Here is a 24,044-nt window from a genome sequence, read left to right on the forward strand (position 1 = left end):
ATGTTCTGGACCACCCTCTGGCTACTACGCGCCGCCCTCCTGCTCGCACTGTTCTCCTTCTGGTCATGGCTGGCTGCCGACGAAGAGCTGGCGTTCTTTGTCGGTCACCCACACGCAGTCTTGCAGCAACTCTGGCGCTGGCTGAGCACGGGCAACGGTTCGCTGGAGCTGTATTGGCAGGATCATCTGCTGACTACGCTGAACTTCCCCGGCACGCTCTACCCTCACTTGCTGGTCACACTGACCGAAACGCTCCTGGCCTTTTTGCTAGGGCTCACCTCAGGCCTGGCACTCGGTCTCTGGTTAGGGCTCACGCCCACGCTGGCGCGGGTATTGTCGCCGTTCATCAAGGCTGCCAATGCGGTCCCCAGGGTGGTGCTGGCGCCCTTGTTGGTGATGTGGCTGGGGCTGGGCATCGCCTCGAAAGTCGCGCTGGGCATCACATTGGTATTCTTTGCGGTCTTCTTCAACGTCTACCAGGGCGTGCGCGAGGTAAGTCCTGCGCTGTTGGCCAACGTAAGATTGCTTGGCGCCAACCGCTGGCAACTCATTCGTATCGTCTATCTGCCTGCCGCCCTGGGTTGGGTGTTTTCCAGCCTGAACACTGTCATCGGCCTGGCATTCGTGGGGGTCGTGGTCGGTGAATACCTGGGATCGACACGCGGAATTGGCTACCTCATCCTGCAAGCCGAGGCCACCTTCGACGTCAACACCGTGCTGGCGGGCATCATCGTTCTCACCTGCTGCGCCCTGCTCTTCGATGTCCTGCTCGCCAGGCTGGAGCGGCGTCTGTCAGCGTGGCGCCAGCAGTCGGATGATGAACCGCGACGTTGGTAGAAAATTCCAATGGAACATAGTCCGACTGGCGCCCTCAACATGCCTACGTCCTTCGGAGACTTAGCCATGTCATTGCCCTTGAGTATGCACGATCACCGGCATCACCGGCCGTTCTGGCAACAGCCATGAAGATGCCCGGCCGCGCGCCCAGCTCCTGCCTGCAGCTCGACTATGTTCGCGACACACTGTTCGGCCCAGTGGCGCAGAGTGTCGAATGCCATGCCCAACTGGCCGCGCTTAATTTGCAAGGGCACCCTGCACTGCGTTTGCACATTCACCCGCCACTTCCGGACAAGGTTGAACGTGCTCATAGCGTTGCCTTCGTCTGGCAGGGACGCCGTTATCGGGGGGTAGTGCGCGACTGCGGCAAATGCGGCGACGGTGGTTTGAATCTACTGCTTGAGCTGCAGTGAAGCGATCGGCCGCCCGGGACCAGGCTATATGAAAGCCTTCTGGGCAGTCACCTTGAGGTCAGGCGCATGCCCCACTCGTTGCGCGCCACGCAATTGCCCGACCAAACCGACCAGGTCACGACAACTGTTAAGGCTATCCAGCGGTACGCCTGTCAGGGTGTAGCCATCCTCCAGGCTCTCACCACGCCCCAGGCGAATGGTCAGGCTGACGCCATCGGGGCTACTCACTTCGCAACGATCGGGCAGACAGGCCTGCTCGATCAACTGACGCATTTCCAGCATCGAAACGCCGATCAACGACATGTCATGACCCTCTCTTCAACGGATTGCCTCTGTTGTGACTACACACTGTGCAGGTGTAGCGCCAATTGATAGTGCTCATGTCCCCGGCGGCAGCCCATTCATCCAGGCAATGCCCAACGCGCAAAAGCCTTATCCACTCTAGTGAGTGGAACCATGGCGCGATGGCTCGTTCGATCGGTTGCCTCGGCAATGCGACAAACGGCAGCAAAGTACCGTTCGTCGTGTGCGACGAAGATGTTGCAAACTTTATCGTCCGGCTCGATTTCACAGCATCAAGCCATGGACCGTCGTGTTGCGCGTTGCGCTGAGGAATCGGGTAGCGATGATTGATGCAAAACTGTTCGTGATCGACTATGCGCTGCACGGCGAGCACAAGTCGTTCATCATTCGCGCCGAACGTATGGATAATGCCGAGGCCTGGCATTGGGCAAGTTGCGATGCCGGCGTCGGCAAAATCGGCCGCTATGGCCGAGAAAAGATCAAGAAAGTCAGTAGACCCATGGCCGAGCGCTATGGCATCAGCGAGGTGAGCTGGCGCGCCTCTGGCTGAAATTGGCTTGTGGCAGCGCCAGATACCCCGCATGACGTGCGTTCAGGATTTCACCATCTGCCCAAAACGCCCTGCGTGGAAGTCGTCGAATGCTTCGGCGATTTGAGCCTGGGAGTTCATCACGAACGGGCCATAACCAACGATCGGCTCATCGATCGGTTCGCCACTGAGCAACAACAAGGTGGCGTCTTCCAGTGCAGTCACGCTGGCATGTTCGCCATCGCGCTCCAGCAACACCAGGCTGGCCGGGCTGACGTCCTGCTGGTCGTTAACCCGTATCGACCCGCGCAGTGCAACCAGCGCGGCATTACGCCCCAGCGCAATCGGCAAATGCAGCGTTGCGCCAGCCTGCAAACGCACGTCCCACACATCCATGGACGTGAACGTCCGGGCAGGTCCCCGATGTCCACGGTAATCGCCTGCGATCACCCGCAGGCTGCCGATACCCTCGCCTAGCGCTACTCGGGGAATCTCAGCATCCAGTAGCGTCTGGTAACCCGCCGGAGTCAGTTTGTCGCGGGCAGGCAAGTTGACCCACAGCTGCACCATCTCAAGCACGCCACCGCTGCGGGCAAAGGCCGGCGAATGGAATTCTTCATGGATGATGCCATTGGCCGCGGTCATCCACTGCACGTCGCCAGGGCCGATCAAGCCGCCGGCGCCGGTGGAGTCTCGGTGTTCGAGTTCTCCCTGGTAGACAATGGTCACGGTCTCGAAGCCGCGATGCGGATGCTGGCCGACTCCGCGACGGGCGTTGGTCGGCGGGAACGTGTGAGGGCCAGCGTAGTCCAGCATCAGGAACGGGCTGATATGGCGTGCCAGTTGATCGTAAGTGAACAGGCTGCGCACGGGGAAACCATCCCCAACCCAATGGGCGTGAGGGCTACGGTGAATACCCAGAATCTTTTTCACGAGATATCTCCTCTCTTGGCTGGCAAGTATTCTACCGATGAACACAATGATGGATTAGGCGGGCAAAATAGCTTTATTTGTCTCATATGCAGGACAATCCTTCCTTGCACCTTCCAATCCGAAGGCTTGCCCGGCCCCGTTGCATTTAGCCGCCGGCTGCCCCAAGCTCAGCCCTTCCTGACCCCGGTACCACTAATGCCCAAACGTAGCCGCTACCTGATCGCACTGCTGCTCATCCTGGCGATCCCAGGGGTGATCGGTTATTTGTGGCGCGCGCCGAAACCGGTGCCCTCCAGCCTGCCGCCGCAGAGCTATGCCAAGGCACTGCGCCAGGCCCACGAAGGTCTTCCGGGGGCAGCCCGGGTGCTCTACCAACAGTTGCAACGCAATGACCTGCCGCCGATCCGGCGCGCTGCGCTCTACGCCGAACTCCCTCACTACCCCTCCCCCCAGGCGCTGAAACTGGCCCAGCAGGACCTCGACCACGGCGATCCCCTTGTACGCCGTGCGGCGATCACCAGCATCCGGCGCCTGCTGCCACCAGCCCAACGCAGTCTGGTCCTCGGCCCTCTGCTCGAGGATGACGACCAGAACGTACGGTTCGCCGTGGTGGATGCATTGCTGGGTCTGGACCCCGATGCCATCGGCCTGTATTTCCGACCGCTGCAGGCCGCCCTGGAGCAATACCAACAAGCACTCGAACAGCGACCCGACGATGCCGAGGCACAAGTCCACCTGGCGCGCCTGTACCTTCACGAGCAGGATTATCCGCAGGCCGAAGCGGCGCTTCAGCGCAGCCTTGCTCTGGCACCGCAGGATCTGCAAGCGCTGGCAACGCGGGTACGCCTGCTGGAGCGCCAAGGCCAGCACGACGCCTCCCGCGAGGTGCTGGGCAAAGCCCTGGCGCTGCGCCCGGACTCTGCGTTTCTGCAATATGAACTGGGCCTGTGGCTCACCCGCCATGATCAACAGGAATACGCCTTGCTGGCTTTTTCCCGTGCCGTGGAGCTGGAACCGGACAATGCCGACTACCGATACACGTTGGCCGTCACCCTGCATGACCTTGAACAGGTCGAAGCAGCACAAAAACAGCTGGAAACCCTGCTCGACCGCCAGCCTGCCAATCGTCGAGCTCGGGTACTGCTGATTCGCTACTGGAAGGAAACCGGGCAGCTGCAGAATGTACAAGTCTTGCTCGCCGAACTAGAGCGACAGAACCCAGACGATCCCTATTTGCAACAAGGTTTGTAGAACCCGTTTGAACCCCGACAAAACGCTGGTGGTCCAGTGAGTAGTAGCACGCTGAACGCACGGCCATTTCCGGCCAGGCCACTGCCCTGGGAGATTCGTCTTGTCCGGTTCGCTGTCGTTGGACGAACGCACCCTGATCCTCGCACCCGAGCAGGTTGCAGCGACCGTCGCCAAACTGTTGTCTGGCAGCGGTATTGAATGCTTGTGTACAAGCGACAAGCAGCGCTTTGGCCTATGGCTGGCAGAGGGTGTCGCCGTGGTAATCGTCGACTCGCAGGCTTTGACCGATGACCCGCAGTCACCCCTGCACCTGTTCATCGATAGTCAACCCGAATGGTCCGACCTACCGGTATTGCTGCTCAACACCCATGCGACGACCGTTAATGCGTCGATGTTGCAAGGGTTGGGTAATCTTTCGTACCTGAGTTACCCCTTCGACGAACAGCAACTTCTGGGCACGACGAACCAAGCTCTGCGCGCTCGGCGTCGACAGTACATGGCGCGCAACGCGTTGAGCGCGCTGCACCAGCGCCTGGAAAGCCTACAGACTGGCGACCAGGCCCGACACCAGACTCGCAAGATGGAAGCTATCGGCCATTTGGCCGGCGGCGTTGCCCATGACTTCAACAATCTGCTGACCAGCATCGGCGGTAGCTTCGAATTGATCGACAGGCGTCTGCAGCAAGGACGCACCGAAGGGCTCGACAAAGTCCTGCGCATGGGGCAAGACGCCGTAGCCCGCGGGGCGACGCTGACTCACAGGCTGCTGGCCTTTTCTTCCCGTCAATCGCTGCAGAGTCAGGCGGTGGACCTGCATGCCCTGCTCCAGCCCGCGCGGTTGCAGGCTATATTGGGCAGCTCGGTGAAACTGTCCTTGCGCGTGTCGGATGAACTCTGGCCAGTCGAGGCAGACGACAAACAGTTACGCGAATCGTTGAACAACCTGCTGCTCAACGCTCGGGAAGCCATGCCCAGCGGGGGGCGGCTGTCTATCGAAGCCAGCAACCAGCACATCGACGCTGCACAGTTCCAGGATGCTGGCTTGAGCAGCGGCGACTACCTGCAACTGACCATCAGCGACACTGGCCAGGGCATGTCGCAAGGCACCCTGGAACATGCCTTCGAACCCTTTTTCAGTACCAAGCCCGTGGGCCAGGGCATAGGTCTGGGCTTGTCGATGGTCTATGGGTTCAGCAAGCAGTCCCACGGCCATGTAACGGTGGACAGCCAGATTGGCCGGGGCACGCGGGTGGATCTCTACCTGCCGCGCTGCGTGGGCATCCCGCCGCAGGCCTTGGAGGCTGCAAGTACGCCGACGGCTGGGAACTGCCGCGAGGTGTTGATCGTCGAGGACGATCGCGAAGTGCGCGAGCTGCTCTGCCAGGCGTTGTGTGATGACGGCTTCCCCTGCCAAAGCGCCTGCAACGCTACGCAGGCGCTGCACCTTCTGCGTTCCCCACAGCCCATCGCCCTGCTTATCAGCGATGTCGGACTGCCAGGCATGAATGGTCGACAGCTCGCCGAGATTGCTCGCACACTACGACCGAACCTGCCTGTCCTGTTCATTACCGGTTACGCGGAAACGGCAATGTCCCGCGAAGGCTTCCTCGCCCCTGGCATGCAACTGATCTGCAAACCCTTCGAGCTGAACCAGTTGAGCCAGCGCGTGGCACAGATGCTCGGGGAAGCATGATCGCAGTCAGGGCTCGAGCATCCGCTGAACCTGGACTGTGAGGCTTTGCAGCGAGAACGGCTTGAGCATGAGTGCGGTGCCTGGCTGGTCGAGAAGGCTGCGTTCGAGAGGCTGCGCGGTATATCCGGTAATGAACAGGATTTTCTGAAGGGGTTTGGCCTGGCGAATCGTCTTGCCCACCTGGCGTCCGCTCATACCACCTGGCAAACCGATATCGGTGATCACCAGGTCGAATACACCACTCTCACGATAGTGCTCCAGCGCCATACCGGAATCACTGGCTTCGATGACGTCAAAGCCATGCTCTACCAACACCTCCTTCATCAATGACCGTAAATTGCCCTCGTCGTCTACCAACAGTATTCGCTCACTCCGGCCCTGCTTCAACGCAGGCACCTCTCCCTCTTCACTGACTTTCGGCAGCTCGCCTGGGTGGCGCGGGAACAGGAGTGTGACCTGAGTACCCTTCCCTGGCGTCGACTCGATCCACACATAACCCCCAGACTGGCGAGCAAATCCGTAGATCATCGGCAGACCAAGCCCGGCGCCACGACCTTTGGGCTTGGTGGTGAAGAACGGCTCGAAAGCACGGCTCACCGCGTCTGCCGGCATGCCCTGCCCATCATCCTGGACGTGAATGGCGACATAATCCCCGGCAGGGATGCTTTCATCGTGCTCCACCCCGTTCACAAATCGTTCGTTGGCCGTCCGAATAGTCAAGCAGCCCCTTTCAACCATCGCATCCTGGGCATTGCTACACAGGTTGAGAATCGCAACCTCCAACTGCCCAGGATCGACCTGCACTGGCCAGGGCGCTACGTCCAGTTGCCAGTTCAATGCGAATTCTGGCCCGAGAGCCTGATGGATCAATGGCTCAAGATCTTGCAACAGGCCGTTCACATCGAGTAGTCGCGGTTGCAATGGTTGGCTGCTGGAAAATGCCAGCAGCCGATGGGTCAGCGCCATCGCACGCTGTACCGACTCGCGCGCCACATGCACGTACTCGTCGATGCGCTCCAAGCGTCCCTGGCCCAAGCGACGCTGGAGCAACTCGAGGCTACCGCCAATGCCCGCCAATAGATTGTTCATCTCATGCGCCATGCCGCCCGCCAATTGGCCAACGGTTTCCATTCGCTGGCTATCACGCAGCAGGCTTTGGGCCTCGCGCAAGATCGTGGTGCGCTCCTCGGTAATATCCCGCCCTACTGCAATCAGCACGTCGCCCTCGGGCCGCGCACTCCAACTCATCCAACGGTAGTACCCATCCTTGTGCCTGAGCCGCGACTCCACCTGTTCGATCACCTTGCCCATCAGCAGATCATTGATCGCCAGGCGAACCTCCGCACGATCAGCGGGATGCACAAGATCGACGAGCGCAATCGCGTTCAGTGACTGCTGTTCCCATCCCAGCACCCGATGCCATGCGTCGTTCGCGGCCAGCAGTTCGAGATCGCGGCTGACGATGATCATCGCATCCCGTGACAGGCGCCAGAGAGGATCACTGTTGGGTAGATGACACCCGATCTGCTGCTCGAAGCTCCGCGCCAGTTCACGCCACTGGCGGATTTGCTCCAAGCTGGCAGTGGTATCGATCGCGGTGTGCAAAAAACCGGCAACCGTACCTTCCTCATCGCGCACGGGGGCGTAACCGAACGCGAACCAGGCATGTTCACCGCTCTCACGATAACGCACCTGGATGGGCGACTCGTCGACAAAACTGGCCCTCCCCTCCAGCGCCTGGAAGACCCGTGGGCCCATTCGCTCCCATTCAACATGCCACAGCTGATCAAAACTTTTCCCTACCTGGCGCTGGTCGTCAGCCAGCAACGCCAGGTAGCTCTGGCTGGGAATCAGAGTCAGCTCCTTGCCCCAGGCCAGTGCGCAGGGAAAGGGCGACAAAAGCATGATATCCACCGCGATACGTAGCGAGGGAGGCCACTGCGACAATGGGCCCAACGGAGTGCTGCCCCAATCGAAGTGGAGAAGATGTTCAGCGCGCACCTCGACCGAGGGTGATGGCGAAACCAGGTGTATGACTTGTGTGGCGCCCTTTCGCGCCTGTTCATCGGCAGCCACGAACAATGCTCCCGGCAAAGGCACCAAGTGGCATGAGCACGTTGGCTGGCAGGGTTTCCGAATCCATGGCAACTCCTGAAGATCATGAAATACCTGAAGGCTAGCACATCGCTATAGAGAACAGCCCGAGGACGATTGCGCTGATCAGCCTGCACCTGTATCGCCCAGCAGGCTTTTTTCAAGGCACTGGTCAAGGAGCAAGTGATCTAGCGACTCCATCAACCGTAATCAATCGCACAGGCAAGGGGTGGTTTGTCTCCACCCATTCACGACATGACTTACAGCGTCACTCGATACGCAAGAGCAAGCTTCTTCATTCATCAAAACGATAGGGAGAAGTCAATGAGCATTTCCAGGTATCTGAACCACCGCGTGACCAATCTCATGCTCTCCGTATTGATCGGCACAACCCCCGTGATCTCGGGATTGGTGGTCATGGACTACCAAATGCACAGACAACTTGAGAAAAAATCGAAGGTTTCCATCGAAGAAGCCGTGTTCGCTATCGATCGTGTACTCGATAGCCTACATGGCGCGGCACTGCAGGCGCAGCCACTGAGTACCCAGCCATGCAGTGAAGTTCAACAAGAACTCGAGAACCAGGCCAGGCGTAACCCGCGGATTCACTCGTTGGTGTTGACCCGCAACGACATCGGATTTTGCAGTAGCCTGGGCACAAAGCCTTTGTACACGCCTCACTTCGCAAAGGGCGAATACCTGCAACTCAACATGAATTCACCGACCATCCCCAACGGTATTCTCGTGGAGTACCGTCTGGTCGCCAATAACCATTCAGTTATCGCCAGCACCTACGGGCTCGAGCTACGCAACGAACTGCGCGGCTTCAAGGACGGGGTCGTGTTGGAACTAGAGTTTGGCGGCCTTTACATCTCGGCCAACGGTGACAGCCGTAACGAAGTACGCCCCTCGCTGTCGGAGTTCTCGCAGAGCGGCGTATCGGAAAAATACGGTTACCTCGTCAGAGCGGGTTATCCTGATGGTTTTACGGCGCGCGAGTCACAATATATCAGGACAAATATCATGCCCTCCCTCGTACTCATCGGCCTGTTCACCTCGGTGCTCGTACTTTGGAGCCTCTTGCGTAAACAATACCCTGTCAAAGGGGTGTTGCCGGTCATTGACCGGTAACACCCTGTTCACAAGGCTAGTCGACGTTAAGCACGCCGCGCCGAACCTGGTCGCGCTCAATGGACTCGAACAGAGCCTTGAAATTACCTTCGCCAAAGCCATCATCGCCCTTGCGCTGGATGAACTCGAAGAATACCGGCCCCAGCAGGGTTTCCGAGAAGATCTGCAGCAACAGGCGCTTGTCGCCAGGCGCGGACGCACCATCGAGCAGAATACCCCGAGCCTGTAGCTGATCGACGGGCTCGCCATGCCCCGGCAGACGCTCTTCGAGCATCTCGTAGTAGGTCTGTGGCGGCGGGGTCATGAAACGCGTGCCGATGGCCTTGAGAGCATCCCAGGTCTTGAGCAGGTCGTCGGTCAGAAAGGCCACGTGCTGAATACCTTCTCCATTGAACTGCATCAGGAACTCTTCGATCTGGCCCGAGCCCTTGGACGATTCCTCGTTCAGCGGAATACGGATCATGCCGTCCGGCGCAGTCATGGCGCGCGAGGTCAGCCCGGTGTACTCGCCCTTGATGTCGAAATAGCGGATCTCGCGGAAGTTGAACAACTTCTCGTAAAAGCCTGCCCAATAGCTCATTCGCCCACGGTAGACATTGTGCGTGAGGTGATCGATGATCTTCAGCCCCGCGCCTGCCGGATTGCGGTCAACGCCTTCGATAAAGTTGAAGTCGATGTCATAGATTGAGCTGCCTTCCTCGAAACGATCAATCAGGTACAGCGGCGCACCGCCGATGCCCTTGATCGCTGGCAGCCGCAGCTCCATCGGGCCCGTTTCGATTTCCACCGGCTGAGCCCCCAGCTCCAATGCGCGGGCATAGGCTTCATGCGCATTGCGCACGCGGAATGCCATACCGCAAACGGACGGACCATGCTCGGCAGCAAAGTAGGAAGCGATGCTCTTGGGCTCGTTGTTCAGGATCAGGTTGATGCCACCCTGGCGATAAAGGTGGACATCCTTGGAGCGGTGAGTGGCCACCTTGGTGAAGCCCAATGCCTGGAATACCGGTTCCAGCACGCCAGGAGTGGGCGAAGCGAACTCGATGAACTCAAAGCCCATCAGGCCCATCGGGTTGTCGAAGATATCAGCCATGTTCGTGTCCTCATCTACAGCAAAAAAAACGGTGTCAAACGCTTGGGATGTCGGACAGACGAGGTGGTGAGCAGGGAATACCCCTCACGCTGCGGGAGAGGAAATCGCCATAGAGAAGCTTGAACCCGTGGTATGCCATATGAACCTGGTCTCGGCTGGGTCGGCTTTCCAGAAGGGAAAGACCTTATTCTTGTATTCGTAAACTGATTCTACAGTGCGTAATTTCCTTTGTCGCGCATTAGTTCGGTACTCCGCCGAAGGTCCGAGCTATCCTTGTGCAACCACCAGTCATACAAGTCTAGACCCGCATGCCTCTTACGGTTAAACGCCCTGCTCGCTGGAGCTGGCGCCGCCTGCTGCCCTGGGCGGTCGGCACACTGCCAATACTGTGCGGCCTGGCGATCATGCACTGGCAGATCGAACGCGATCTGCGAGACAACAGCCAGGCCACCGTCCAGCAGGTCGTCAACCACGTGGAGCGTATCCTGGATGGTGTCTCCACGGCGGCGCAAGCGCTGTTGCCTCTGGCCGGACGCCCGTGTAGCGAAGTCACACTGGCTTTGCGCGAGCAGGTGACGCGCAATGCGTTCGTACGCTCCACCAACCTGTTCAACCACGACACCCTGTATTGCTCCTCGCTGTTGGGCGATTACGACGAACCGGTCAACCCCCTCGACTACACCGAAGGTCAGCTGTGGCTGATGGATGGCAATTCGATCACGCCCGGCCATCCCCTATTGGTGTATCGCACCGGTCAGGAGGGCCGCGGAGCCATCGCCACGGTCGATGGCGACCATCTGCTCACGGCCCTGCGCTTGATTGCCGATGACGAAACGCTGGGGATTCAGATCGGCAGGCACTGGTTGGGTGCCGACGGCCTCGTGCATACCGGCACCCCTCCGACAGCCGCCAGCGCACACGTCTCTCAATACTCGGCACGCTACCCGTTCAGCGTCCACGGTGGCTATGGTCCGGACAAACCGATGGAAGTGCTGCGCAGCCAGTACCCGGCGCTGCTGGGCCTTCTATTGGTCATTGGCGCGTTGATCGGTCTGGCCTGTCGTTGGCAACTGCGACGTGCCTCGTCGTCAAGGACCGAGTTGAACCGGGCGCTGGAGGCGAACGAGTTCATCCCATACTTTCAGCCGGTGGTGCGCAAGGGTGACTACCGCTGGGCCGGCGCCGAGGTACTGATGCGCTGGCAACACCCGCACGAGGGATTGGTGCGCCCCGACCTGTTCATCCCCTACGCCGAGCACAGTGGGCAGATCGTGCCCATGACCCGTGCCCTGATGCTGCTTACCGCGCAAGGCCTGGCGCCCTATTCGGCGCTGATGGAAGACGGCTTCCACATCGGCATCAACATCACCGCCGACCACTGCCGCGACCTGGGACTGCTTGACGATTGCCGCACCTTTCTCCAGCACTTCCCACCTGGCCGGGTGATCCTGACCCTGGAGTTGACCGAACGCAAACTGATCGAAGCGACGCCGATCACCCTGGAGCTGTTCGAAAAGCTTCACCAGATGGGCGTGATGATTGCCCTGGACGACTTCGGTACCGGCCAGTCCAGCCTCAACTACCTGCGGCAGTTCAAGATCGACTACCTGAAGATCGACCAGAGTTTCGTCGCCATGATCGGCAGCGATGCACTGTCACAGCACATCCTCGACACCATCATCGACCTGTCGACCAAGCTGGAGCTGGGCATTGTCGCCGAGGGCGTGGAAACCGACGTTCAGCGTGATTACCTTGCGCGACAACAGGTGGATTTCCAGCAAGGCTACCTTTACGCCCGGCCAATGCCGCTGGAAGAATTCCTTCAGGCGCTCGCTGCACAGCCTGCCAGCTTGCGGTTGCCCCAGGGCGTCCCCCCTGAGATCATGCCCGGCTGATTCGTCCGTTTACTTTCTGCAACCGAGGCTTTCGTGTCAAAAGGCATCATCTCGTCTGTCATGGCATCCTGTCTGTTCGCCGTGATGTACTTCTATACCTCCATGCTCGCGCCGCTCGACGGCGAGGAGATCTTCGGCTGGCGCACCCTGCTGACCCTCCCGTGCCTCACCCTGTTCATGCTGCTCAGCAAGGACTGGAAGCATGTCGGCGAGCTGCTGGCGCGCGTTCGCCAGACCCCTCGCCTGTTACTGGGCATGGTCGGCACGTCATGGCTGCTGGGTATCCAGCTATGGCTGTTCCTCTGGGCGCCGCTGCACGGGCGTAGCCTTGAGGTGTCGATGGGATATTTCCTGCTGCCGCTGGCCATGGTCCTGACCGGCAGAGTGGCCTATGGCGAGCGCCTGTCACGCTTGCAGAAGCTGGCGGTAGGCTGCGCCGCGCTTGGCGTTGGTCACGAGCTGTACCAGCATGGCAGTTTCGCCTGGGAGACGCTGGTGGTTGTGATCGGCTACCCGATCTATTTCGTGCTGCGCCGACGCTGCCGCACCGACCACCTGGGCGGCTTGTGGTGCGACATGTGCCTGTTGCTGCCATGGGCCTTGTACTTCGTGATCCAAGGCCCGCTGTCGAGTGCCGACCTGGCTGCACATCCAGGCCTGTACGCCCTGATCCCACTGCTGGGAGCGATCAGCGCTTCGGCGCTGATCGTCTACGTGCTCGCCAGTCGCCTGCTGCCGTTCGGTCTGTTCGGCCTGCTCAGCTACGTCGAACCGGTGCTGCTGGTCGGCGTAGCCCTGCTACTGGGCGAGAGCATCGCGCCTGACCAGTGGCTGACCTACCTGCCGATCTGGGCTGCGGTGCTGGTGCTGGTGCTCGAAGGCATCAAGCACCTGCTGCGTCAGCGTCGTCGCTCGGTGTAAGACGCACCTGCCGCACCCGCCTCTCCTCCACCGCCACCACCGTCATGGTCCAGCCGTTCCAGGCCAGTCGATCGCCTACCACCGGCAGGCGATCCAGCAGGCTCATCACCAAGCCCGCCAGGGTCTGGTAATCCTCGGTGGCGCGGGCGACGAAGCCGGTACGCGCCTGAACCTGGCTCAGGTTCAGGGCACCACTGACCACGAAACCGCCCGACTCCTCGACGATCCCCGGCCCTTCCACCTCACTGGCGTCTGGTAATTCGCCAGCAATGGACTCGAGGATGTCGGTCATGGTCAGTACGCCGGTGAAGTCACCAAATTCGTTGACCACGAAGGCAATGTGGGTGGACTGACCACGCATCTGCTCCAGCGCGTTGAGAATGCTGAAACTCTCCAGCAGGTTCAGCGGTGTACGCACCATGCTCTCAAGGTCTGGCTGGTTGCCCGAGAGCAACTCCTTGAGCAACTCCTTCTTGTGCACGAAGCCCAGTGGCTCGTCGATACGACCGTCACGAATCAACGGCAGTCGTGAGTATGGAGAGTTGACCAGGATCTGCGTAATGGCTTCATCCGACAGCGCCAGATCAATGGCATCCACCTCGGCACGCACAGTCATCACGGTGCGTATCGGTCGCTCGGCCAGGTTCAGCACACCGCTGATCATCACCCGCTCGCGGCGGTCGAACAGCACATGCTCTTCCCCCCCTTCGACCAGGTCGGCGATCTCCTCGCCCACTTCATCGGCCTCGATGCGTCGCCCACCCAGCAAGCGCAGTACAGCATGCGCCGTGCGCTCGCGCAGCGGCTTGTGCTGCTGCAGGCTGCGTTTGCGGCGGGCCCGAGCCACCTGGTTGAACAGCTCGATCAGGATCGAGAAACCGATCGCCGCATACAGATAGCCTTTAGGGATATGGAAGCCCAGGCCTTCGGCAGTCAGGCTGAAACCGATCATCATCAGGAAGCCCAGGCACAGCATGATCACCGTCGGGTGGGCGTTGACGAAACGGGTCAGCGGCTTGCTGGCAACGATCATGATACCGATGGAGAAGATCACTGCGATCATCATCACCGAGAGCTGCTCGACCATGCCAACGGCCGTGATCACCGCATCCAGCGAGAACACCGCATCGAGTACGACGATCTGCGCGACGATGGGCCAGAAGGCAGCGTGACGCACAGCGCCGGTGCTCTGGGCCACATGCCCTTCCAGGCGCTCGTGCAACTCCATGGTGGCCTTGAACAACAGGAACACACCACCGAACAGCATGATCAGGTCACGGCCAGAGAAGCTCTTGCCCCAGACCTCGAACAACGGCGCGGTCAGGGTCACCATCCACGAGATGGAGGCCAACAGGCCCAGGCGCATCAGCAATGCCAAGGTCAAACCGATCACCCGGGCACGGTCGCGCTGATGCGGCGGCAACTTGTCGGCGAGGATGGCGATGAAGACCAGGTTGTCGATACCCAGCACCAGCTCGAGGACGATAAGCGTCAACAGGCCTAGCCAGGCCGTGGGGTCAGCTAGCCATTCCATTAGCGGGTACTCTCGGGAGAAACGTCACGAAGACGCGGAAAGGATGGCCAGGACGGCCGAAGACTGGGGGGCTCCGCGAAGGTGCTCATAAATACCTTGATAGAAATTTGGGAAGGTGATCCTACAATCGAAGCAGGTTTTCCTGACAGTGTGAAACTATTACAAAAGCTGTAACAGCTCCAATTGAGCACTTTCATTCAATACCAGGGCCTCAACGGTGAGCCAGGATGCGTGACCTCATTCAACATCAAGGAAGCCCTTCATGAGCCTGTCACTGTCCATGGCCGCCTTCGCCTTGGCGGCCTCGATTTCTCCTGGCCCTGTGAATATAGTCGCCCTCGGCAGTGGTGCACGTCATGGGCTGCGTGCCAGCCTGGGCCATGCTGCAGGCGCCAGCCTGGGGTTCTGCCTGCTGCTGGTACTGATCGGCCTGGGGCTGCATGAAGTGCTGCTGCGCTGGCCAGTGATAGGCCGCCTGCTGCATTGGGGTGGGGTGTTGTTCCTGTTGTACATGGCCTGGAAGCTGTCCAGCGACAACGGCCAGCTGAACGCCAGCCATCAGACGCAGGCGCCGTCGTTCTGGCACGGTGCTGTGATGCAATGGCTCAACCCCAAGGCCTGGCTGGCTTCAGTGGCCGGAATCGGCGCCTACACCGGCGGCGATCAGCAACTACTGTGGCTGTTCACCTGGCTGTATGCACCCATCTGCTTCGTCTCAGTGGCCAGCTGGGCGTGGGCTGGCAGCGTGATCAGTCAGTACCTGGGAAACCCGCGTCACATGCGTCTGTTCAATCGCGGGTTGGCGGTACTGCTGGTCGCCAGCGCGGTGTACCTGGTACTGGGCTAACGCGCTCAACCGCCGCTGCGGTAATGCCCTGGCGTGGCGGCCAGATGCTGCTTGAAGGCCCGCTGCAGATGCGCCTGATCGGCGAAGCCCGCCTCCAGCGCCACCTCGGCGATCCCGCGTCCGCGACGCAATTGCGCCCGGGCGTGCTGTACCCGCTGGTCGACCAGATACCCATGGGGCGTCAAGCCAAAGCGTCGGCGGAACGCGCGAATCAGATACGCCCGCGACAACCCCGCGGCGGCGCAGATATCGTCAAGGCTCAAAGGGTCGAGGCGATGGGCACGAATGAAGGCCGCTGCCGCTTCCAGACGCGGATGTGCCTGCGAATGCGCGCCGGGCGCTGCCTCAAGGTATCCCGGCAGTGCCTTGAAGAACGCCTTCAGCATCGTTTCACGGACCTCGGTATCGCCATCGAACAGCCCGGCGAAGAGCTGCAACAGACGCGCATACAGCGCTGGCGACTCGCTGAAGGTTGCCTGGGGCAGGAGGAAGCCCTGCGCCTCAAGCCAGGGCAGGTCGACGTACAACATCAGGTACGACCAGACTTCACCCTCGATCGGATTGCACGCATGTACCACACCGGGGTTCATCAACACCGTGGCGCCGGCCGAAAGCTCGCGCCAGGTATCGCCGGACAGGTAGCTGCTGCGCCCGCCCGTCACCGCACCCACGGAAAAACCTTCATGCGAATGCGGGCCATAGCAGACCTGGCGACCATCTCCCACCCGCCGCGCCTCGACGAAGGGCAGCGCTGGATCGCGCCAGAACCGCGACACTTCGATCATCGTCCCTGCCTCATGCCTCACCGCCTTGTACCACGACCAGCAACTGCGCCTGGCACTCACCGACCGAGCGCAGCCGATGCGGTGTCTGCGCGTTGAAATGCAGGGCATCGCCCTGCTCCAGCAAGACCCGCTCAGACATGAAATCGACCTCGACCTGGCCCGCATGGACGAACAGAAACTCCTCGCCCTGGTGCTCCTTGAACGTGGGATCACTGAAATCTCGGGGTGGCTGAACAAGAAAGGGTAACAGGCTGCGCTGCCCGATCTGTGACGTCAGCACCGTATAACCCGGGCCTGCACCATCACCTACCAGGGCCTGGCGCTCACCGCTGCGCACCAGGCTGTAGCGCGCCTGGAGAGTGTGATCTTCGGCAAACAATTCTTCGACATTGACGTTCAATGCCCTGGCCAGCTTCAACGCCGCCGCGATCGAAGGGGTGTTCAACCCACGCTCGACCTTCGACAAGTAGCTCTTGGTCATGCCGGATTTCTCAGCCAGCACCTCCAGGGTAATGCCCAGTTTCTTTCTCAGCAGTTTCAAGCGGATAGACATGCGGCGCGGTTTTCCCGTGTGAACGGCCTTGCTAATGACACTTTGTGTCATGTAGATTGTTTTGTGTCATGTGATTGACCGCCCCTCTCCCGATCAAAGCAGCGGGGCGGGCAAGCACTGGCATCATCAGCACGCCACAGAGGATATCCCCATGGCCAACACCCTGACACTCGGCAAAGAGCAACTGGTGCACAAAGCGCTGGCACAGATGCAAGGCTCACTCGCCGATAATACGTGGACTGTACGCGAAAAGCTGGCCCTGACCTGTCGAATTCTCTTCGACCATGGCCATGACTCGGGCCTGGCCGGGCAGATCAGCGCCCGCGGCCCGCAACCCGGCACGTTCTACACCCAGCAACTGGGCCTGGGCTTCGATGAGATCAGTGCCAGCAACCTGCTGCTGGTCAACGAAGACCTGGAGGTGCTCGAAGGCCAAGGCATGCCCAACCCCGCCAACCGCTTTCACAGCTGGGTGTACCGCGCCCGGCCAGATGTGAACTGCATCATCCACACCCATCCCACCCACGTTGCCGCCCTGTCGATGCTGGAGGTGCCGCTGCAGGTCTCGCACATGGACCTGTGCCCGCTGTACGACGATTGCGCGTTCCTCGGCGCCTGGCCTGGCGTACCGGTGGGCAACGAAGAAGGCGAGATCATCAGCCAGGCCCTGGGTGACAAGCGCGCCATCCTGCTTTCGCACCACGGCCAGCTGTCCACGGGCACCAGTATCGAGCAGGCTTGCGTCTATGCCCAATTGATCGAACGCGCCGCGCGCCTTCAGTTGCTGGCGATGTCCGCCGGCAGCATCAAACCCATCGACCCGCAGCTTGGTCGTGAAGCCCACGACTGGATCGACCGCCCCAAGCGCCACGGCGCCTCGTTCAACTACTTCGCCCGGCAGAGCCTGCGCAAACACGCCAACTGCCTTGACTGACCCCTGAATGCCTTGCTTGCGGAGCCACCCATCATGACCACAGAATTCCACGGCATCATCGGCTACACCATCACCCCGTTCAGCCAGGACGGCGAACAGCTCGACCTGCCTGCCCTGGGCCAGTCCATCGATCGCCTCATCGACAGCGGCGTACACGCAATCGCCCCACTGGGCAGCACCGGTGAAGGCGCCTACCTGAGCGACGGCGAATGGCATCAAGTCGCTCAATACAGCCTCGAACGCATTGCCAAGCGCGTGCCCAGCATCGTCAGCGTCTCCGACCTGACCACCGCTGGCGCGATCCGCCGCGCCCGCTTCGCCCAGCAGCACGGTGCCGATGCGGTGATGGTGCTGCCGTCAGCCTACTGGAAGCTCAGCCCAAGCGAGATCCTCGAGCACTACCGCAGCATCGGTACCGCCATCGACCTTCCGATCATGCTCTACAACAACCCCGCCACCAGCGGCACTGATATGTCGGTGGAACTGATCCTGCGCATTGTCCGCGAGGTGGACAACGTCACCATGGTCAAAGAGAGTACTGGCGACATCCAGCGCATGCACAGGCTGCAACTGCTCGGTGAAGGCCAGGTGCCGTTCTACAACGGCTGCAATCCGCTGGCGCTGGAGGCCTTCGTGGCGGGAGCAAAAGGCTGGTGCACTGCAGCGGCCAATCTCATTCCACAACTGAACCTGCAGCTGTACCAGGCGGTACTCGACGCCGACCTCAAGCAAGCACAGGCGTTGTTCTACCACCAATTGCCATTGCTGGACTTCATTCTCAAAGGCGGCTTGCCAGCGACCATCAAGGCCGGACTGGCCATGACCGGGCTGCCGGTGGGTGAACCACGTCGACCGGTGTTCGGGCTCGATGAGCAAGCTCGCGCCACCTTGGAGCGCCTGCTGCACGACCTGCGTGGCCATTGAAGGCCTGGAGATCACTGCACGCCATACGATTGGTGGGCGAGAACGGATAGGCTCTCACCAACCTCGGTCTTGCTTCACACCGTCGCCGTCATTCCGATGAAGTTCGCCAGCTCCGCCGTGCGCGGAGCGGCGAACAATGCATTTGGCTCCCCCACCTCATGCACCTTGCCCTGATGCATGAACACTAGCTTGTCGCCCACCTCACGGGCAAAGCGCATCTCGTGGGTGACCATGATCAGGGTCATGCCTTCGCTGGCCAGTTGCCGCACCACACCCAGCACCTCGTTGACCAGCTCCGGATCCAGCGCCGAGGTGATCTCGTCGCACAGCAAGACCTTGGGCGACATCGCCAGCGCGCGGGCGATCGCCACCCGCTGCTGCTGCCCGCCCGAGAGGCGATCCGGGTAGGCGTTGAATTTCTCCGCCAGCCCCACCCTGGCCAGCATGCGCTCGGCCAACTCACGCGCCTGCGCCTTGCCGGTGTTCTTCACCACCTGCGGCGCCAGCATCACGTTCTCGCCCACGGTCAGGTGCGGGAACAGATTGAACTGCTGGAACACCATCCCGACCTTCTGCCGCAAGGCGCGCAAGTCGGCACGGCTGGCGTCGAGGTATTCACCGTCCACCTCGATCACCCCATCGCTGATCGACTCAAGGCCGTTCAGCGTGCGCAGGAAGGTACTCTTGCCCGAGCCACTGCGGCCGATGATCGCGACCACTTCGCCCTCTTCGATGCTCAGGTCGACGCCCTTGAGCACGTGATTGTCGCCGTAGTACTTGTGCAGCGCGGACACTCTAAGCAGGGGCATGCAGCCTCCTTTCCAGATAACGGGCGCTCAGCGAGAGCGGATAACAGAGGATGAAATAGCCCAGTGCGACCAGGCCATAGACCATGAAGGGTTCGAAGGTGGCGTTGGCGATCATGCCGCCGGTCTTGGTCAGTTCGGTGAATCCGATGATCGAGGTCACCGCCGTGCCCTTGACCACCTGCACCGAAAAGCCCACGGTCGGCGCGATGGCGATGCGCAGTGCCTGGGGCAGGATGACGTGGCGCAACTGCTCCATACGGCTGAGCGCCAGGCTGCCGGAGGCCTCCCACTGGCCACGTGGAATCGACTCCACGCAACCCCGCCAGATCTCGGCGAGAAACGCACTGGTGAACAAGGTCAGGGAGATCGCCGCCGCCATCCATGCCGAGACGTCGATGCCGAACAGCGCAATGCCAAAGAACACCATGAACAACTGCATCAATAGCGGTGTGCCCTGAAACAGCTCGATGTAGCCACGGGCCAGGCGCCTTGGCAGTGCCCGCTCGGAAATGCGCCCGATCAGTACCAGCAACCCGGCCAGGCCGCCACAGGCGAATGCCACCAGCGACAAGGCCAGTGTCCATTGAAGGCCCGTCAGCAGGTTGCGCAGGATGTCCCAGAAGGTGAAGTCCATTCAGCGTTTCCCCATCAGCAGGCGCTGCCCGATCCAGCTCAGCAACTGGCGCACGAGGATGGCCATCAGCAGGTACAGGACGGTGGTCAGCAGGTAGGTCTCGAACGCACGGAAGTTGCGCGACTGGATGAAGTTGGCGGCGAACGACAGTTCCTCGGTGGCAATCTGCGAGCACACTGCGGAGCCGAGCATGACGATCACGATCTGGCTGGTCAGCGCCGGCCAGACCTTGGCCAGCGCAGGCCGCAGGACCACGTGGCGGAACGCCTCGAACCGGCTCATGGCCAGGGCCGCTGCGGCTTCCAGTTGCCCCCGGGGAATCGCCTGGATACCGGCGCGAATGATCTCGGTGGAATAGGCCCCCAGGTTGATCACCATCGCCAGCACTGCCGCCTCCCATTCGCTCAGGCGCACGCCCAGCGCGGGCAGGCCGAAGAAGATGAAGAACAGCTGCACGATGAACGGCGTGTTGCGGATCAGTTCCACGTACAGGCCGAACAGCAGGTCGAACGGGCGCAGGCGCCAGGCCCGCACACCGGCGCCGATCACGCCGATGGCAAGGCCGAGCACGGTGCCGATGGCGGTCAGCTGCAGGGTGAACAGGGCCCCCTTGAGCAGCAGGTCACCCTGGGCGAGCACGGGGGCGAAGTCGAATTGATAAGCCATGGCTAGAGGTGTCCGCAGCCGCTCAAAGATCGGCAGGGAGAGGTTGCTTGAGCCATTTCTCGGCATTGCGGTTCAGGCTACCGTCGGCCTTCGCTGCGGCCAGGCTGCTATTGACCTTCTCCAGCAGCGCCGCCTCGTTCTTGGCCACACCCACGTAAACCGGCGAGTCCTTCAGCTTGACCTTCACCACCGGCACCTTGGCCGGGTTCTTCTCGGCAATGGCCGACATCACCACGCTGCCGCTGGCAATCAACTGGACCTGCCCGGAAAGGTAGGCGGCGATGGTCGAGTTGTTGTCTTCGAAGCGCTTGATCACCGCATCCTTGGGTGCCACGGCGGTCAGGGCCATGTCTTCGATCGAGCCGCGGGTGACGCTGATGGTCTTGCCGGCCACCGCGCCGATGTCATCGATCTTCGTCTCGGCCGGACCGAACACGGCCAGGTAGAACGGCGCGTAGGGCTGCGAGAAGTCGATCACTGCCTCACGCTCAGGGTTCTTGCCCAGGCTCGAGATCACCAGGTCGACCTTGCCCGTGGTCAGGAACGGGATGCGGTTGGTGCTGTTGACCGGGGTCAGGGCCAGCTTCACACCGAGCTTGTCGGCCAGCAGTTGCGCGGTATCGATATCCAGGCCACGGGGCTTCATGTCCGGGCCGACCGAACCGAACGGCGGGAAGTCCTGGGGCACGGCCACCTTGAGCACGCCACGGGCACTGATATCGGCCAGCGCGTCGGCCTGAGCCAACGGCAGGGCCAGGGAGGTGCCACAGAACAGGGTTGCCAGGAGCAGAGAGCGGAACGTCATGGGTAGGCCTCGCAGGAACTCGGGTGATGGGACTGACCTGGCCATTGCAGGGGGCATGCCAGTCTGCGCTCAACCCGTTGCGAAACGCTGCCAGGCCCGTGACTGCAAGGTCTTACTGGTCTGAACAGTTGCAGCGCATGGTCATCCTCTGCACCGCAATGCGCCCCGCTTTCGTGCAGGGCCTTGAGGGGCTGCGCCAGGTTGGCGCAACGCTTGCCAGCACGGTCCGTTCACCGTAAAACGTCAGCGTCATAGCCCTCTGACTGGTCTGAACAGCATGCTCGACACCCTCCCCCGCGCCGTCCCGGAACTGGCACTGCAGGCCATCCGCAAGCTTATCGATGAAGGCGGTTACCAGCCGGGTGATGCCCTGCCCTCGCAACGCGACCTGGCCGAACGGCTTGGTGTCAGCCGCGCCTCACTGCGCGAGGCGCTGTCGTCGCTCAGTGCACTGGGGCTGGTGAGCGTGCAGCCGGGCAAAGGCGTCTTCGTGCAGAGCCCGACACCCAGCGGATTTTCCTGGCCCTATGCCGAACAGGTATCGGCGGCTGATACCTTCCAGCTGCGCTATGCGCTGGAGGGTTTCGCCGCCGGGCAGGCTGCGCTGGCCCTGACCGCCGATCACATCGACAGGCTCCAGGCCAATGTCGAGGCCATGCGCCAGGAGCTGCGCAACGGGCGCTTCGAGCAGGCGGCGCGGCTCGATTTCGAGTTCCATCAGTTGCTGCTGCAGGCCTGCGGCAACCAGGCGATGCTGCAGGTGATCACCACCAGCCAGGAAATTTTCCTGGAGAGCCAGAAGCTGCCGTTCATTCGCCCTGAGCGGGCCATGGAGACCTGGCAGGAACATCGCAAGATCCTCAAGGCCCTCGAGCGCAGGTCGCAAGCCGGGGCGCAGCGAGCGATGCAGGAGCATATCCGCAATGCTGCCTCGCGTACCGGGGTGGTATTCGCCGTCTGAGCGAGGACTGCCGTGCGCGACGGATTACCGGTTGAAACAGATATCCCGGTGTCGCCCTCAAGGATGCACCGACCCCCGCCCTCCGCTCTACTGGCCCTGACAATGAGACGACACGGCTCGACCGTGTCCACCCCCGCCAGGCTGCCTATGACAACCGGAGAGCATTCGCATGTCTGTATCCCATGAAGTATCCCCCGCCACCCTGCGTCGGGTGATTGCCGCCTCGGCCATCGGCAACTTCGTCGAGTGGTTCGATTTCGCGGTATACGGTTTTCTCGCCACGCTGATCGCGAGCCAGTTCTTCGCCAGCCAGGACGCCAGTGTCGCCCTGCTCAAGACCTTTGCCGTCTTCGCCGTGGCCTTCGCCCTGCGTCCGCTGGGCGGCATCGTGTTCGGCGCACTGGGCGATCGCCTGGGACGCAAGCGCATCCTGTCGCTGACCATCCTGCTCATGGCGGGCTCCACCACGCTCATCGGGCTGCTGCCGACCTACGCCAGCATCGGCATCGCCGCGCCCGTACTGCTGACCCTGGCGCGCTGCCTGCAAGGTTTTTCCGCCGGTGGCGAATACGCCGGGGCCTGCGCTTACCTGATGGAGCATGCGCCTCGGGAAAAACGTGCGTTCTACGGTAGTTTCGTGCCGGTCTCGACCTTCTCGGCATTCGCCTGCGCGGCGGTCATTGCCTATGCCCTTGAAGCCAGCCTGACGCCGGACGCCATGAACACCTGGGGCTGGCGCGTGCCCTTCCTGATCGCCGCGCCGTTGGGTCTGGTCGGGCTCTACCTGCGCTGGCGCATGGAGGAAACACCGGCCTTCCGCGAAGCCATCGCCGAGGGCCGCGAGCACGAACATTCGCCACTCAAGGAAACGCTGCGCCACCATGGCCGGGCGATCCGCAACCTGGGCGCGTTCATCTCACTGACGGCGTTGTCGTTCTACATGTTCACCACCTACTTCGCCACCTACCTGCAACTGGTCGGCAACCTCAGCCGCGCCCAGTCGCTACTGGTCACCACCGTGGCGCTGCTGTTCGCAGCGGCTGGCTGCCCGCTGGCAGGTGCCTTTTCCGACTGGATCGGACGCCGCCGGACCATTGGCTTCACATGCCTCTGGGTGATGGTCTGCGTGTTCCCGGCTTACTGGCTGGCAAGCTCCGGCTCGATGGCGGGCGCGTTGCTGGGGGTTATCCTGCTGGCGGTAGGCGCTTTGTCGAGCGGGGTGGTCACCGCGGCCTTGCTGTCGGAGAGCTTCCCGACCCGCACCCGCTACACCGCCTCGGCCATCACCTACAACGTCGCCTATACACTTTTCGGCGGCACCGCGCCGCTGGTGGCGACCTGGCTTATCGGCCAGACCGGCAGCAGCCTGGCGCCGGCCTTCTACCTGGTGGTTATCGCCCTGGTGGCGCTGGTTGGCGGGCTGGCGCTGCCGGAGACTTCACGCATCTCCCTGCATGAGGAATCGCTGGGGAGCCAGCCAGCCTCGGTCTGACATCACC

24 protein-coding genes are annotated in these 24,044 nt (G+C 61.3%); 13 read left to right on the forward strand and 11 right to left on the reverse strand.

Features of this window, described 5'->3' with window-relative positions:
• Nucleotides 1-837 carry an ABC transporter permease gene (locus AB688_RS15270; RefSeq protein ID WP_063544988.1) on the forward strand — a complete coding sequence of 279 codons (837 nt, stop codon included), beginning with the start codon at nucleotides 1-3 and terminating at the stop codon, nucleotides 835-837.
• Nucleotides 838-962: 125 nt separating this feature from the next.
• Nucleotides 963-1,250, forward strand: coding sequence for a hypothetical protein (locus AB688_RS15275; RefSeq protein WP_063544989.1), 288 nt, complete (start codon nucleotides 963-965; stop codon nucleotides 1,248-1,250).
• A gap of 24 nt (nucleotides 1,251-1,274) precedes the next feature.
• Here the strand turns inward: AB688_RS15275 and AB688_RS15280 are convergent, their stop codons facing one another.
• Nucleotides 1,275-1,553 (reverse strand): DUF1652 domain-containing protein, encoded by a 279-nt coding sequence (locus AB688_RS15280; RefSeq protein ID WP_054890680.1) that lies wholly within the window; start codon nucleotides 1,551-1,553, stop codon nucleotides 1,275-1,277.
• Nucleotides 1,554-1,875: 322 nt separating this feature from the next.
• Here AB688_RS15280 and AB688_RS15285 point away from each other — a divergent pair, with 322 nt between their 5' ends.
• Nucleotides 1,876-2,103, forward strand: a complete 228-nt coding sequence (locus AB688_RS15285) for a DUF6555 family protein (protein ID WP_054890681.1) — start codon at nucleotides 1,876-1,878, stop codon at nucleotides 2,101-2,103.
• A 42-nt stretch (nucleotides 2,104-2,145) separates the two neighbouring features.
• Here the strand turns inward: AB688_RS15285 and AB688_RS15290 are convergent, their stop codons facing one another.
• Nucleotides 2,146-3,015, reverse strand: a complete 870-nt coding sequence (locus AB688_RS15290; protein WP_054890682.1) for a pirin family protein — start codon at nucleotides 3,013-3,015, stop codon at nucleotides 2,146-2,148.
• Nucleotides 3,016-3,210: 195 nt separating this feature from the next.
• Between AB688_RS15290 and AB688_RS15295 the strand changes: the two genes are divergently transcribed.
• Both AB688_RS15295 and AB688_RS15300 read left to right on the forward strand, forming a co-directional pair.
• On the forward strand, nucleotides 3,211-4,266 hold the full coding sequence (locus AB688_RS15295) for a HEAT repeat domain-containing protein (protein ID WP_054890683.1): 1,056 nt from the start codon (nucleotides 3,211-3,213) through the stop codon (nucleotides 4,264-4,266).
• Nucleotides 4,267-4,366: 100 nt separating this feature from the next.
• Nucleotides 4,367-5,959 (forward strand): response regulator, encoded by a 1,593-nt coding sequence (locus tag AB688_RS15300; protein ID WP_063544990.1) that lies wholly within the window; start codon nucleotides 4,367-4,369, stop codon nucleotides 5,957-5,959.
• A 6-nt stretch (nucleotides 5,960-5,965) separates the two neighbouring features.
• Here the strand turns inward: AB688_RS15300 and AB688_RS15305 are convergent, their stop codons facing one another.
• Nucleotides 5,966-8,035 carry a hybrid sensor histidine kinase/response regulator gene (locus AB688_RS15305; RefSeq protein ID WP_063544991.1) on the reverse strand — a complete coding sequence of 690 codons (2,070 nt, stop codon included), beginning with the start codon at nucleotides 8,033-8,035 and terminating at the stop codon, nucleotides 5,966-5,968.
• A 342-nt stretch (nucleotides 8,036-8,377) separates the two neighbouring features.
• Between AB688_RS15305 and AB688_RS15310 the strand changes: the two genes are divergently transcribed.
• Nucleotides 8,378-9,184 (forward strand): CSS-motif domain-containing protein, encoded by an 807-nt coding sequence (locus tag AB688_RS15310; protein WP_162714401.1) that lies wholly within the window; start codon nucleotides 8,378-8,380, stop codon nucleotides 9,182-9,184.
• Between the two features lie 16 nt (nucleotides 9,185-9,200).
• On the opposite strand, the gene hppD is transcribed toward AB688_RS15310, so the two are convergent.
• Entirely contained in the window at nucleotides 9,201-10,277 is a 1,077-nt protein-coding gene (hppD, locus tag AB688_RS15315; RefSeq protein ID WP_063544992.1) for a 4-hydroxyphenylpyruvate dioxygenase, read from the reverse strand.
• Nucleotides 10,278-10,585: 308 nt separating this feature from the next.
• Between hppD and AB688_RS15320 the strand changes: the two genes are divergently transcribed.
• On the forward strand, nucleotides 10,586-12,172 hold the full coding sequence (locus AB688_RS15320) for an EAL domain-containing protein (protein WP_063544993.1): 1,587 nt from the start codon (nucleotides 10,586-10,588) through the stop codon (nucleotides 12,170-12,172).
• 33 nt (nucleotides 12,173-12,205) lie between these two features.
• Entirely contained in the window at nucleotides 12,206-13,093 is an 888-nt protein-coding gene (rarD, locus tag AB688_RS15325) for an EamA family transporter RarD (protein WP_054890689.1), read from the forward strand.
• Here rarD and AB688_RS15330 read toward each other — a convergent pair.
• The gene (locus AB688_RS15330) at nucleotides 13,056-14,627 is read right to left on the reverse strand and encodes a TerC family protein (protein ID WP_063544994.1); all 1,572 of its coding nucleotides are present in this window, start codon (nucleotides 14,625-14,627) and stop codon (nucleotides 13,056-13,058) included. The two genes, rarD and AB688_RS15330, sit on opposite strands and share 38 nt — an antisense overlap.
• 262 nt (nucleotides 14,628-14,889) lie before the next feature.
• Here AB688_RS15330 and AB688_RS15335 point away from each other — a divergent pair, with 262 nt between their 5' ends.
• Nucleotides 14,890-15,474 (forward strand): LysE family translocator, encoded by a 585-nt coding sequence (locus AB688_RS15335; RefSeq protein WP_063544995.1) that lies wholly within the window; start codon nucleotides 14,890-14,892, stop codon nucleotides 15,472-15,474.
• Between the two features lie 5 nt (nucleotides 15,475-15,479).
• Here AB688_RS15335 and AB688_RS15340 read toward each other — a convergent pair whose 3' ends face one another.
• Nucleotides 15,480-16,259, reverse strand: a complete 780-nt coding sequence (locus tag AB688_RS15340; protein WP_063544996.1) for an AraC family transcriptional regulator — start codon at nucleotides 16,257-16,259, stop codon at nucleotides 15,480-15,482.
• A 10-nt stretch (nucleotides 16,260-16,269) separates the two neighbouring features.
• Entirely contained in the window at nucleotides 16,270-16,812 is a 543-nt protein-coding gene (locus AB688_RS15345) for a helix-turn-helix domain-containing protein (protein WP_054890693.1), read from the reverse strand.
• A 151-nt stretch (nucleotides 16,813-16,963) separates the two neighbouring features.
• Between AB688_RS15345 and AB688_RS15350 the strand changes: the two genes are divergently transcribed.
• Both AB688_RS15350 and AB688_RS15355 read left to right on the forward strand, forming a co-directional pair.
• Nucleotides 16,964-17,746, forward strand: coding sequence for an aldolase (locus AB688_RS15350; protein ID WP_054890694.1), 783 nt, complete (start codon nucleotides 16,964-16,966; stop codon nucleotides 17,744-17,746).
• A 33-nt stretch (nucleotides 17,747-17,779) separates the two neighbouring features.
• The gene (locus tag AB688_RS15355; RefSeq protein ID WP_081255244.1) at nucleotides 17,780-18,670 is read left to right on the forward strand and encodes a dihydrodipicolinate synthase family protein; all 891 of its coding nucleotides are present in this window, start codon (nucleotides 17,780-17,782) and stop codon (nucleotides 18,668-18,670) included.
• A 74-nt stretch (nucleotides 18,671-18,744) separates the two neighbouring features.
• Here the strand turns inward: AB688_RS15355 and AB688_RS15360 are convergent, their stop codons facing one another.
• The 4 genes from AB688_RS15360 to AB688_RS15375 are packed head-to-tail and all read right to left on the reverse strand — an operon-like array spanning nucleotide 18,745 to nucleotide 21,584.
• The gene (locus AB688_RS15360) at nucleotides 18,745-19,479 is read right to left on the reverse strand and encodes an amino acid ABC transporter ATP-binding protein (RefSeq protein ID WP_063544997.1); all 735 of its coding nucleotides are present in this window, start codon (nucleotides 19,477-19,479) and stop codon (nucleotides 18,745-18,747) included.
• Nucleotides 19,466-20,113, reverse strand: a complete 648-nt coding sequence (locus AB688_RS15365) for an amino acid ABC transporter permease (protein ID WP_054890698.1) — start codon at nucleotides 20,111-20,113, stop codon at nucleotides 19,466-19,468. Before AB688_RS15365 ends, AB688_RS15360 begins: the two co-directional genes overlap by 14 nt.
• Nucleotides 20,114-20,779, reverse strand: coding sequence for an amino acid ABC transporter permease (locus tag AB688_RS15370; protein WP_054890699.1), 666 nt, complete (start codon nucleotides 20,777-20,779; stop codon nucleotides 20,114-20,116).
• Nucleotides 20,780-20,801: 22 nt separating this feature from the next.
• The gene (locus tag AB688_RS15375; protein ID WP_063544998.1) at nucleotides 20,802-21,584 is read right to left on the reverse strand and encodes a transporter substrate-binding domain-containing protein; all 783 of its coding nucleotides are present in this window, start codon (nucleotides 21,582-21,584) and stop codon (nucleotides 20,802-20,804) included.
• Between the two features lie 277 nt (nucleotides 21,585-21,861).
• On the opposite strand from AB688_RS15375, the gene AB688_RS15385 reads away from it, so the two are divergent.
• Entirely contained in the window at nucleotides 21,862-22,545 is a 684-nt protein-coding gene (locus AB688_RS15385) for a FadR/GntR family transcriptional regulator (RefSeq protein WP_054890701.1), read from the forward strand.
• A 169-nt stretch (nucleotides 22,546-22,714) separates the two neighbouring features.
• The gene (locus AB688_RS15390) at nucleotides 22,715-24,037 is read left to right on the forward strand and encodes an MFS transporter (RefSeq protein WP_063545000.1); all 1,323 of its coding nucleotides are present in this window, start codon (nucleotides 22,715-22,717) and stop codon (nucleotides 24,035-24,037) included.
• Nucleotides 24,038-24,044 lie beyond the last annotated feature (7 nt).

The organism is Pseudomonas putida, from assembly GCF_001636055.1.
GTDB lineage: Bacteria > Pseudomonadota > Gammaproteobacteria > Pseudomonadales > Pseudomonadaceae > Aquipseudomonas > Aquipseudomonas machongensis.